Raw genomic sequence first — 11753 nt, 5'->3', positions numbered from 1 at the left:
TATGTATCGCTATATCATAGTATTCGTCATTCTATTTCAAAGTTACATGGTCTCGGCAGATGGACTAAATCGGCTTGACCTTGCAGGTGAGTGGAAAGTTCGGCTTGATCCCGAAGATGTCGGTATCGAGCAGGGCTGGGCTGGTAAATCGTTCGAAACATCGATCAAATTACCAGGAACAACAGATGATGCGGGTTTAGGAACCTTAAATACGTTGACACCTGCTCTTGCCAAACCTCAGCTTTCGCATTTAACGCGAGCACATCGTTATGTTGGGGCAGCATGGTATACGCGGGAACTTTCAATTCCGGCAGGTTGGGCTGGTAAGGAGATGATCTTAACCCTCGAGCGTGTTCTTTGGGAGTCCATGGTTTGGATCGACGGGGTAGCAGTGGTACAAAAGCAACGTAGCCTTGTCAGTCCGCATGAGTTTGACCTAAGCTCACTTCTGAAAACTGGGAAGAAACATCGGTTGACAATCCGCGTAGATAACAGAAAGAAGCTTCCAATCAGCGTTGATGATATGGCGCATGCTTATACCGATCACACCCAAATTATCTGGAATGGTATTCTTGGAAAGATTGCTATTCAGGCCTATGATGCGGTGCGTCTGAAGTCGGTGTACGCTAGCCCTAAACTAGCGAAGAAGGAAATCAATCTGCAGATCAATCTCCGTAATAAACTAGCAAAAGGCATTGTCGGTAAACTGAAAATAGCGGTAAAAGACAATAGGGGTTCCCTACCACCGGTTGAAAAAACTATTCAGCTCTCGCCAGGGGATTCAACGATCAACCTAAGCTACCTTCTTGGGGATAGACTGAAACTTTGGAGCGAATTTTCGCCGCATTTGTATGACATCGGTCTGGAATTGGAAGCTGCAGATGCCGTATCAACGTTGTGTACCTCAATAGGTATGCGTGAGCTTTCTACTGATGGGACAATCCTAAAAGTCAATGGTGAGCCTTTATTTTTGAGAGGAACATTGGAATGCAGTATTTTCCCGTTAACGGGACATCCGCCAATGGATAAGGCCGGTTGGCGGAAAGTCTTTCTGACAGCGCGCGAATGGGGACTAAATCATCTCCGGTTTCATTCATGGTGTCCTCCGGAGGCGGCCTTTGCTGTTGCCGACGAATTGGGATTCTATCTTCAAATTGAGTTGCCAATCTGGGAGAATAATATTGGTAAAGATGAAGGAGTGATGAGTTTTCTCTATGAAGAGGCCGATCGAATAATGCAGACTTACGGAAATCATCCGTCCTTTTGTTTTTGGAGTATGGGTAATGAGTTGAGTGGTGATTTCAATGCGCTGAATACTTTGGTAAAACACCTAAAGCAGAAAGACAGACGGCATCTTTATACGGCAACTTCTTTTACATTCCAGCAAGGGCATGGTGTGAAGGAAGAACCTTATGATGATTATCTGATTACCCAGTGGACAGCTAAGGGCTGGGTACGGGGACAAGGTGTATTTAATAGCGAAGCACCCACATTCAATAAAAATTACAGCAATTCTTTGGAAGGAATTTCGATTCCGGTCGTGACGCATGAAATTGGACAATATGCTGTCTATCCAAATCTCGCCGAAATCAAAAAATATAAAGGTGTTTTAAAACCGCTAAACTTCATTTCTGTAGCAGAAGATCTGAAACAAAAGGGATTATTACATAAGGCCAAAGCATATACGATGTCTTCAGGAAAATTGGCTGCTATTCTATATAAGGAGGAGATGGAAAGAGCGTTGAAGACACCTGGTATCAGCGGGTATCAGCTCCTTGATCTTCACGATTTCCCTGGTCAGGGAACGGCGCTGGTAGGCTTATTAGATGCTTTTTGGGACAGTAAAGATATACTTCCTGCGGCAGAATTTCGACAATTTAGCGCTCCAGTAGTGCCTTTGCTCCAGTTTGCGAAAGCTGTATATACCAACAATGAAACGTTCGAAGCTTCTATCGATGTGAGTAATTACGGCCAAGAGGTTTTGAAGAATCAGGGGATTAGCTGGTTCCTGAAGGATGGGGGGAAAATAATCGAACAAGGACATTTCCAGTCGACCATTGGAAAGGGACATCAAGGGCATGTGGGGCATTTAGAAGTGCCATTACAAGCAATTGGACAGGCGAAGAAATTGACAATTCAACTTAAACTGGAAGGTACATCCTATGAAAATCATTGGAATATTTGGGTATACCCTCAACAGCTCGCTGTTGATTTTGGGGACGTGAGTTATACGCGCGATCTGGCGGAAGCGATGCGCTTGCTGAAAGATGGGAAAAAGGTGCTTTTAAATCCCGATTGGAAGAAAATAAACGGTATTGAAGGGAAGTTCGTTCCTGTTTTTTGGAGCCCCGTACATTTTCCAAAACAGGCCGGTACCATGGGATTGCTTTGTGACCCTAAACACCCTGTATTTGCCGATTTCCCAACAGATAATCACACAGACTGGCAATGGTGGGATCTCCAAATTAAATCGACTACGCTAATTACGGATGAGATCAAAGGCGGAAATGCAATTGTAGAGCTCATTGACAACTTTGCTAATAATAGGAGATTAGCATCTCTTTTTGAAGGGACAGTCGGAGCGGGCAAACTGATGATTGCTTCGTTTGATCTGGAGGCAGATCTAGCCAACAGACCCGTTGCAAGACAGCTGTTGGGCTCTATCTTAACGTATATGAACAGTACAAAGTTTAGGCCTAAAGTGATCGAAAATCCAGCTATACTATCGCAGGTATTACGCTACAAAGAAGCACAGGAAAAATCCGAACCTAAAGCGATCTATTAACGATAAGATCGCTTTGGAAAAATTTAATATGCTTGATTAATATGTAGAAATAATTGTTAACTTGGCCTTGTAATCTAATTGTTACCTGAAAAGCACAATGACCAATAAACTGAAGATTGGGAGCTTTAGTTATGAGAAAAGAAAATGATGAAGCCAATTTGATCCAAGCGCTCTCTATAGGGAAGCAGGCTGTTTTACCAAAACTTTACGAACGATATGCAGACCGCATTTTCGATGTATCTTTTCACTTGCTTAAAGATACAGGTTGGAGCGAGGATGTTGTGCAGGAAGTTTTCGTGAAACTGTGGACCAATAGAGAAACTATAAAACAGGATGTGGATCTCTGGCCGTTCCTCTATGTATTGACTAAAAGAGAGTGTCTCAATAAACTAAGAAGCATCAAACGTTCTCATTCGGCCTTTGAGCTTCTATATTACCATATTGAACATCATTCGGATAGGGCCGATGGTTTAATAGAACGAAAGGAACTTGCCGATGAAATAGAAAATTACCTTGCTCAACTTCCTGAACAACAAAAACTTGTTTTTACATTAAGCCGAATTGAAGGAATACCCCACAATCAAATCGCAGCGGAACTCAATCTTTCTAAGAACACAGTAAAAAACCATCTTGCGAGAGCATCGAAACATTTAAAACAAGTCCGTTCTGGACGAAATCGGCTATTATCCTTATTTTTCTATTTTTTTTGAAAAGGATTTCATGGATTGATGGAATCCTCCTAACTGCTTATCGATATGCTAAACAGTTGGACTGAAGTTCCATTGGAAATTTTATACCTATAACAATTTCATAAGGATCTAAAAAAAAATAAAAAAAATATCTCTTCCTGTAGTCCTTTTCTGTTTTGGCGGTGTACTGAAATAAATACTTAGAAAGTACGAACCAATTTGACCATGCAAGAAGAAAGACTACGCTATTTGCTAACCCATTATTTTAGGAATACAATCTCTCGTTCGGAATTGAAAGAGATGCTCGATCAATTAGATCAGCTGGAAGAAGCTGAGTTCTCCGATCTTTTTGAACGTATGGGCGAAAGAGTTCCTGAACGCTCGGAGCTATTTAACAGGGATCAGGTTTTAAATCAGATCTCAAGTCGAATAGGCGGACATCATAAAGAGATAGGAGATGGAAGAAAATCAAAGCTGCGCTACATCAAATGGGGGGGGATTGCTGCCGCAATTGTTGTCTTTTGTTTTTCAATTCTGTTTCTGGTCCAACAAAGCGCGAAGGAAGGAACTTCTCAACAAGCCGTCTCACCAAGGGAAATCGCCTTGCCAGAAAACGGTGCGCCTATACTTAAACTTTCCAATGGTGACCAATATTCAATTTCAGAAGATCATCCTGAAACCTTGGATAAAAACGGTCTGAGCATCATTAAAGCAACAGATGGTACAGTGGTATATCAAGTTAAAAATAATGTCGAGGGCAAATCTGAGATGAGAACTTTCCTGAGTCCAAAAGGTAGCGCATTGACCGTGAAGTTGGTTGATGGCACACAGGTTCAACTAAACTCGGGCGCGAGCTTGACCTATCCAACACATTTTGATGAACATACCAGAACGGTATTCTTGGATGGTGAAGCTTATTTTGATGTCACTCATGACAGTAGAAAACCATTTATTGTTCAGACGAAACAAACCCAGGTCAAAGTGTTGGGAACACAATTCAATATTGCCTCTGATCTCAGCAAAACTAAAATCCTGACCACTTTAATCAAAGGTAAGGTTGCTGTAAGTGCGGGGCATAATCAGCAGATTTTAAGCCCTGGAATGCAAGCACAAACCAATCTGCATACGAAACAAATTTCCGTACAGGAAGCCGACCTAAAAGAGGTTCTCGCTTGGCGGGATGGCTTCTTCCGCTTTACAGAAGATAATATCGAGACTGTCTTGCAAAAAGTGGGCGAATGGTATGATATCAAAGAAGTGAAGGTGAATTCATCGTCCACCGATAAATTTACGGGGATGATAAAGCGGACCAAAAAGCTCTCGGATTTACTCCGGCAGCTGGAAAAAATATCCAATTATAAATTTAAAATTCAGGATGGGAGGGTCCTTGTTATGTAACAATGAGACTTTGAGCTAAAAGTAATCGGAAGTGCTCGCAACACTCCCGATCGTAGTTTAGCAATTAAATAAACCTAATTGAGTTATAAACCATTTAACACCAAACCTATACAAATGTATAAAAGGAATAGCAAAAGTTGCTTTTTTACACAAAAATTCTTTGTAAAAGCATTTATCAGGATGAAAGTATGCATACTAATCCTCATCATCTCCATGGTGCATGTTCATGCATCTAGCTTTGGTCAACAAGTGACATTGGATATAAAAAATGGACGTTTGGTGGACGTCCTGGATGAGATTCAAAAACAAACGGGGTACGAGTTTTTGTACAATAACAGTTTGATTAATAAACAGAAAAGAGTGACCATTAAAGCAAATCACAAAAACTTTAAAGAGGTCCTACAAGAGTTTCTGTCGGAAAGAAACCTGACTTACGAATTGAATCTGAACACGGTATTGATTATGGCCAAAGTGGGTTCTCCGCAAGTTGCTTCCAGCACCGCGGTGTTCTTGCAGCGGCGTAGAATAACAGGAGTTGTGTCTGATACGAAGGGAGCGCCATTGGAAAGTGTCACGGTTTCGGTTAAGGGGACAACTATTGGAACGAAGACCGATGCGCAGGGGCAATTTGCCTTGGAAATTGAAGATCAGCATAAGGTGCTGCAGTTTTCGCTCGTAGGATTTCAGTCGTTTGAGCGGAATATTAGTGCGTCAAATCAGCTGAAGATCACTTTGGAGCCTGCGGTAAGCGATCTGGAGGAAGCTGTAGTTGTTGCTTATGGAAAGCAACGTAAAATTAGCGTAGTGGGTGCAATTAGTAGCGTTTCCCCGCAACAATTAAAAACTCCCGTTGCTAAGATCAGCAGCGCATTGGCGGGACAGATGGCGGGCGTTGTTACGGTTCAAGGTTCGGGAGAGCCCGGCTCTGCAACGTCATTTTGGATACGTGGGGTGAGCAGTTTTGCGGGGGGGACCGGTCCACTGGTATTGGTGGACGGGATCGAACGTCCCATGGACCTCGTAGACCCCGAGGATGTCGAGTCATTCTCTGTCTTGAAAGATGCAACTGCCACAGCCGTGTATGGCGTAAGGGGAGCAAATGGTATTGTGATCATTACAACAAAAAGGGGAAAGAAAAGTGTTAAACCGAGTATCAATGCACGTGTTGAGCGCGGTATGTTGGAACCTGTTGTCCTACCGAAATTGGCAAATGCTGCTCAATGGTTAGATTATTATAACGATATCAATTTTGAAGCTTCTGGAAAAGCCCCCATTGACACAAGAAGAGATAAATAAATATGTGAATAAAGTAGATCCAGATGTTTATCCAAATGTGGATTGGATGCAAGAGATCTTTAAAAAGAGAACATCAAATGAACGTTTGAATGTAAATGTGACTGGAGGAGGAGATTTTATTAAATATTACGTTTCGGGTTCTTATATGAAAGAGAATGGGATCTTTCAGCCTCGAAAAACATCGAATTATGATCCATCTGTGAATTTCGACCGGATTAATTTTAGATCGAATGTTGATATTAGACTGTCTCGATCGACTGAAGTAAACCTAAACCTCTCCAATCAATACGAAACAAAAAACCGATTAGGTGTAAATTTGGGTGATATGTATGATATTGTGCTCCACACCACACCAGTGGCAACACCTACCCAGTTTTCAAATGGCGCCTATGCGCAGCCACAAGGAGGACAAAATCCCTATTATTCGCTCAATACTACTGGATTCTCGAAGGATTTCTGGAATAATGCGCAGTCGTTGATTGGTATCACTCAAGATTTTTCGGAGTTGATAACTCCCGGTTTAAAAGCGAATGTTAAATTTTCCTGGGATGCAAAGAACTCTTCGACATTAGACAAAAGAAAGGCACCAACCACCTATTATGTTGACAAAACAAAACCGCGGGACAGCGAAGGGAATCTTATTTTAAAAGATAACGGTAATGGCAGCGATTATCTTGCTTTAGCCGACTATCATTCGGGAGAGCGTGCGACTAATTTTGAAAGTTCCCTGATGTATGACCAGTTGTTTGGAAACAAGCATCGCGTCGGAGGACTATTTTTATTCTCCATGCGCGAGCGGACAAATAACTTTCCAGAACGGGATTATATCGCAGCATTCCCCTATCGTAATACGGGGATTGCTTCACGTTTGACCTATTCCTACCAGGACCGCTATTTTATCGAAGGTAACTTTGGCTACAATGGATCTGAGAACTTTGCGCCAAAGAAACGTTTTGGTTTCTTTCCTTCCCTGGCTATGGGCTATGTTATTAGTAATGAAGCGTTCTTTAAGTCGCTATTGCCTGTCGTTAACTTTCTGAAAATTCGGGGATCAATTGGTCGGATTGGTAGCGATAAAATCGGTGGTTCACGTCGATTTGCTTACAATTCAGAAATGAAGCTCGATGGTGGCTATTCTTTCGGCATTGGTGGCAAAAATTATCTTCAGGGTATAGCAACCGGTTATCCGGGGAATCCACTGGTTGCCTGGGAAAGTGCATTAAAGCGTAATATCGGGCTTGAGTTAAGCCTTTTCAACAAATTGACCATACAGGCCGATTATTTTGCGGAGAAACGTGATGGAATTTACATTCTTCAGGAAAGTGTGCCTTCCATCGTGGGAATTAATGTAAAACCCTATGTTAATATTGGACAGATGCAAAATAAAGGGGCCGAAGGATCCTTGGAGTTTAATCATCGCCAGGGAGAAGTTGGCATACAGGTCCGGGGTAATCTAACTTACAATCGAAATAAAAAATTATTTGATGACAAGCCGATTCCAAGATGGGCATATCAGTCTGAAATAGGACAACGCTGGGGACAACAGCGCGGATTAATTGCTTTGGGGCTGTTTGAGTCAGAAGAGGAAATCGCGCATAGCCCGATTCAACGCTATGGCGATGTGATACGTCCCGGTGATGTAAAATATCGGGACATCAATGGAGACGGCGAAATTACAGAAGAAGATAAAGTAGCGATAGGTGATACAGATATGCCGCAATGGAATTATGGATTTGGCGCCAGTGTATCTTGGAAAGGATTTGATCTATCGGCTTTTTTCCATGGCGTTGGACAAATATCCCGGATTATAGCGGGAGGACCTCTATATGGTCAAACTGGCAACATCTGGGGCTATGGACAGATCTATTCGGATGTCGCTGATCACCGCTGGAGTGCAGACAACCCTAACCCAAATGCAACTTATCCACGGCTCTCATTTAATATTGCCAATAACTCTCAGGCTTCCACTTTATGGCAACGCGATATGAGCTTTATCCGTTTGAAGAATCTAGAATTGGGCTATACGTTGCCAAAGCAGCTCACGGAAAAATGGAAAATGTCAATCGTGCGTATTTATGCACAAGGCGTAAATGTGTTCACATTCAGTAAGTTCAAGTTGTGGGATCCTGAACTGGAAACAGTTTCAGGAAGCAGCTATCCCCAAATGCGTGTATTTAATGTTGGTTTAAGTGTAACACTTTAATCTGAAAGATAATAATGAAAAAGTATATATACTCGATTTCCTGCCTATTACTGGTATTTTCCCTCGGGGCATGTAGCAAATATCTCGACGTGGATCTAGAAAATCAAATGACTTTAGAAGAGGTTTTTAATAAACGGAAAACCACGGAACAGTATCTGGCTCAGGTGTATGGCTATTTGCCTATAGAACATGATATGTTCAATGGTGAAGGCGGAAATGTTCCGCTGAGTGATGAAGCCTTATTTTCATGGGTAGCCTGGGTTCCATGGCTTAACTTTGCGAATGGGGCATGGGGCGTGACAACCCAGGATTATACAACTTGGGAACAGAATTATAAAGGGATTAATCAGGCAACCATTTTCATTGAAAATATTGATAGAAATGTGGAATTGAGTGCTGCTACTAAAGATATTATGAAAGCCGAAGCCCGTTTTTTAAGAGCCTATTTTTATTATCTGCTTTTAAAAAGATATGGACCTGTATTTGTATGGGGCGATCGTGCTCCCGATAGTAAAATTGATCCAACAACAGTAGATCGTATGTCTTTGCAGACAAATGTGGATTTCATAGTTTCTGAATTTGATAAAGCAAGTGCCGTATTGCCACAGGAAATAACTGATCAAGCCTGGTATGGTCGATTGACAAAAGGGGCTGTGATGGCCGCAAAATCTGAATTACTGCTGTATATGGCTAGGCCGCTATTTAACGGAGCGAAACTTTATATAGGAATAAGGAATAAAAGCGGTGAATTCTTATTTCCACAAACCGCAGATCCCAATAAATGGGAGCTTGCGGCCAAATCTGCCAAAGCGTTGATTGACCTGAATGTGTATGCACTTTACCAAGATAACAAAGAGACGAACTCTTTTCGACGTGCAATTAAATCCTACATGGGTATTTATTTTGATAAGTGGAATTCGGAAATTATTTGGGGAAGATGGTCTGATGACGGCTTCAATTATAACGTCCGTACGGCTCCACCGCGAGTTGTGACGATGGGCTGGGGCGGTTATGCACCTTCGCTAAAACTGGTCGACAGCTATCCGATGGCAAGTTCAGGACGCTACCCGATTACAGGTTACAGTAGCAATGGACAGCCTATAATTGATGAAAAATCAGGATACCAAGAAACGGGATTTACAGATAACTATGTACATCCGTTAGACAATTTTGCCGCCTTTAAGGCGCACAACAGTTGTGTCGGAAGGGATGCACGTTTCTACGCATCCATTTTGGCAAATGGAATGTATTGGACCAATCCAAAACCTCAACCCAGACAGGTGACATTCTTTGACGGCGGAACATCTTCGTATACGAAAACAGGGGACTGCGTAAAGTCAGGTTACTTGTGGCGGAGAATGAGTGATCCAACAAATGATATCGAAGCAGGTAACTGGGGGCAGTTTGCATGGCCATATTATCGTTTGGCTGAGATCTATCTAAACTACGCGGAGGCTTGCAATGAAAAACCTGCTCGTGATGAAGTGGAGGCGTTAAAATATATCAACCTGGTACGTAAACGGAGCGGCTTGAACGACTTGGAAGTTGCTTATCCAGAGGTTCGGGGAAATAAAGAACTCCTGCGGGTATTGCTGCGAAAAGAAAGAATGGTCGAATTGGCATTTGAAGGCCATCGTTACCCCGATCTGAGAACCTGGATGATTGCAGAGGAAGAAATGAATGAGCCCTATTTATACCCGTAATGTTGCCGCAACTTATTATGAATCCTCTTGGGAACGGAGCAAAGATGTTTTTCCTGGAAAGCGAAGTTTTCAGGCCAAACATTATTTCTTCCCGATACAGCAAAAGCAACTGAGCGAGATGATCAACATTACACAGAACTATGGATGGTAGTACTTATTAAATAATACTGAAAACGATGAGAAATTATATATCCTATTGTGTTCTCCTGTTGACACTTTTCCTGATGAATGGATGTCAAAAGGAGGATCGAATGAACAACATGGTCGACGACACCATTTATTTCAGAGATTTCAAAGAGAATAAAATAACGGTATTTGACTGGGGAAAATTTGATTATAATGTAACTGTTGTTAAGGCTGGAATTGGACAACAGGGAGCAAAGATAAACTTCAAGATTGACGAAGCGTACCTAGCAGCCTATAACGCGCAGCAAGGGACAAATTATAAGCTGCTTCCTGCTGACTGCTATAAAATTGTAAATACAACACTAGCCTTTGAAAAAAAGGATTATCTGCAGGATATTGCAGTTGCTTTTGATACTGAGCGCATAAAAGTGCTGCAAGGAAAATATAAGGAATTATATGTGCTTCCGTGCCGCATTGAAGCAGAGGGAGGGGTGTTACATGCGCTGAAACCTGAAATGGCAACGACATTGTTGATTCCTAACGTTAAAGACCCATTTTTGGAATTCACTTCACCGGGTCTGCAGCTTGATCAGATCAAACTGAGCCCCACAGGAGCTGAACAGGTCGTAGGAAAAGCGACATTGGTCACCAATTATCCCAATCAATGGAATCTTGACTATGAAATTGAAGTGGATCCCGTGATTTTGGATAATTACAACGGAACGGTATCAGACGATAAGAAGTTGAAATTACTACCAAAAGCGGCCTATCAGCTTCTGCCTGCACCGTATAAAATTGCTGCGAAGGAGAATAAAACGAGTTTTTCATACACTATTCTGAAAAAAGGACTTATTGATGGAACAACCAATTTATTTGGGGAGTATGCGTTGCCTTTACGGATTAAGTCTGTTTCAAAAAATGGTATTAACCCCGATGCTTCGACAATATTGGTTCCAGTGTCCTTTCAACCGCCAGATATCCCCCGTAGTGGCTGGAAAGTAATTGCGGCTTCTTCCGAATGGATTGGCGGTGGTGAAAAGGAAAATATATTGGACGGGAATCCCGATACCTACTGGCATAATGTCTGGATGGGAGGAGAACCCCCATTACCGCATTATGTCATAATAGATTTTGGAAAGGAATATAATGTGATGATGATTGAATTAACAAGAAGGTTATGGAATAATGACCTAAAAGTCGTTGAGTTTTCGACTAGTAATGACAATAAAACATATAATCCAATAGGGAAGATTGATTTCGGAACAAACAGTCCCAAATCGACTTTGGCCGTGAATGTTCCGACGACAAAAGCCCGTTATTTAAAATGTACGGTAACAGCAAGTAATCGTCCGCCTTCATCCGCTATAGCAGAAGTATATGTCAAAGGATTATAAAATGCATCCGAGATTAGACGTAATACAACTTCAAGTATAGTCTAGCTTGCAATCTGGTAGAGCTGAAAGTCACTCCATTTTCCGGAGTGCCTTTTATTTTTACTGAGAATTTTAAAAAGGTCATTATATTGTTGTTATGCAAAATATATTGGCTGTTCG

At 41.9% G+C, this 11753-nt stretch carries 8 protein-coding genes; all 8 read left to right on the top strand.

Going from position 1 to position 11753, the window contains the following annotated elements; genetic code table 11:
* Position 1: 1 nt before the first annotated feature.
* The 8 genes from DTA23_RS14260 (at position 2) to DTA23_RS14230 (ending at position 11594) form a co-directional block, all read left to right on the top strand.
* A complete protein-coding gene (locus DTA23_RS14260) occupies positions 2 to 2785 on the top strand; it encodes a DUF8487 domain-containing protein (protein ID WP_112375097.1) in 2784 nt (927 codons plus the stop codon).
* A gap of 131 nt (positions 2786 to 2916) precedes the next feature.
* Entirely contained in the window at positions 2917 to 3495 is a 579-nt protein-coding gene (locus tag DTA23_RS14255; protein ID WP_112375096.1) for an RNA polymerase sigma factor, read from the top strand.
* Positions 3496 to 3699: 204 nt separating this feature from the next.
* A complete protein-coding gene (locus tag DTA23_RS14250; protein ID WP_112375095.1) occupies positions 3700 to 4872 on the top strand; it encodes a FecR family protein in 1173 nt (390 codons plus the stop codon).
* A 180-nt stretch (positions 4873 to 5052) separates the two neighbouring features.
* Entirely contained in the window at positions 5053 to 6168 is a 1116-nt protein-coding gene (locus tag DTA23_RS14245; protein ID WP_172462421.1) for a SusC/RagA family TonB-linked outer membrane protein, read from the top strand.
* Positions 6122 to 8371 (top strand): SusC/RagA family TonB-linked outer membrane protein, encoded by a 2250-nt coding sequence (locus DTA23_RS14240; RefSeq protein WP_172462420.1) that lies wholly within the window; start codon positions 6122 to 6124, stop codon positions 8369 to 8371. Before DTA23_RS14245 ends, DTA23_RS14240 begins: the two co-directional genes overlap by 47 nt.
* Positions 8372 to 8385: 14 nt before the next feature.
* Positions 8386 to 10074 (top strand): RagB/SusD family nutrient uptake outer membrane protein, encoded by a 1689-nt coding sequence (locus DTA23_RS14235; RefSeq protein WP_218565388.1) that lies wholly within the window; start codon positions 8386 to 8388, stop codon positions 10072 to 10074.
* The gene (locus DTA23_RS27760; protein ID WP_218565387.1) at positions 10052 to 10225 is read left to right on the top strand and encodes a RagB/SusD family nutrient uptake outer membrane protein; all 174 of its coding nucleotides are present in this window, start codon (positions 10052 to 10054) and stop codon (positions 10223 to 10225) included. Before DTA23_RS14235 ends, DTA23_RS27760 begins: the two co-directional genes overlap by 23 nt.
* A 25-nt stretch (positions 10226 to 10250) precedes the next feature.
* Positions 10251 to 11594, top strand: coding sequence for a BT_3987 domain-containing protein (locus tag DTA23_RS14230; protein ID WP_112375092.1), 1344 nt, complete (start codon positions 10251 to 10253; stop codon positions 11592 to 11594).
* Positions 11595 to 11753 lie beyond the last annotated feature (159 nt).

Origin of the sequence: Sphingobacterium multivorum (genome assembly GCF_900457465.1) — a bacterium.
In the GTDB taxonomy this organism is placed as follows: domain Bacteria; phylum Bacteroidota; class Bacteroidia; order Sphingobacteriales; family Sphingobacteriaceae; genus Sphingobacterium; species Sphingobacterium multivorum.
This window is presented reverse-complemented; position numbering and strand designations above follow the sequence as displayed.

Coding starts and splice junctions, on each gene's coding strand:
- DTA23_RS27760 (WP_218565387.1), top strand. CDS start 10,052: ATGAGCCCTATTTATACCCGTAATGTTGCCGCAACTTATTATGAATCC.
- DTA23_RS14245 (WP_172462421.1), top strand. CDS start 5,053: ATGAAAGTATGCATACTAATCCTCATCATCTCCATGGTGCATGTTCAT.
- DTA23_RS14255 (WP_112375096.1), top strand. CDS start 2,917: ATGAGAAAAGAAAATGATGAAGCCAATTTGATCCAAGCGCTCTCTATA.
- DTA23_RS14250 (WP_112375095.1), top strand. CDS start 3,700: ATGCAAGAAGAAAGACTACGCTATTTGCTAACCCATTATTTTAGGAAT.
- DTA23_RS14235 (WP_218565388.1), top strand. CDS start 8,386: ATGAAAAAGTATATATACTCGATTTCCTGCCTATTACTGGTATTTTCC.
- DTA23_RS14230 (WP_112375092.1), top strand. CDS start 10,251: ATGAGAAATTATATATCCTATTGTGTTCTCCTGTTGACACTTTTCCTG.
- DTA23_RS14260 (WP_112375097.1), top strand. CDS start 2: ATGTATCGCTATATCATAGTATTCGTCATTCTATTTCAAAGTTACATG.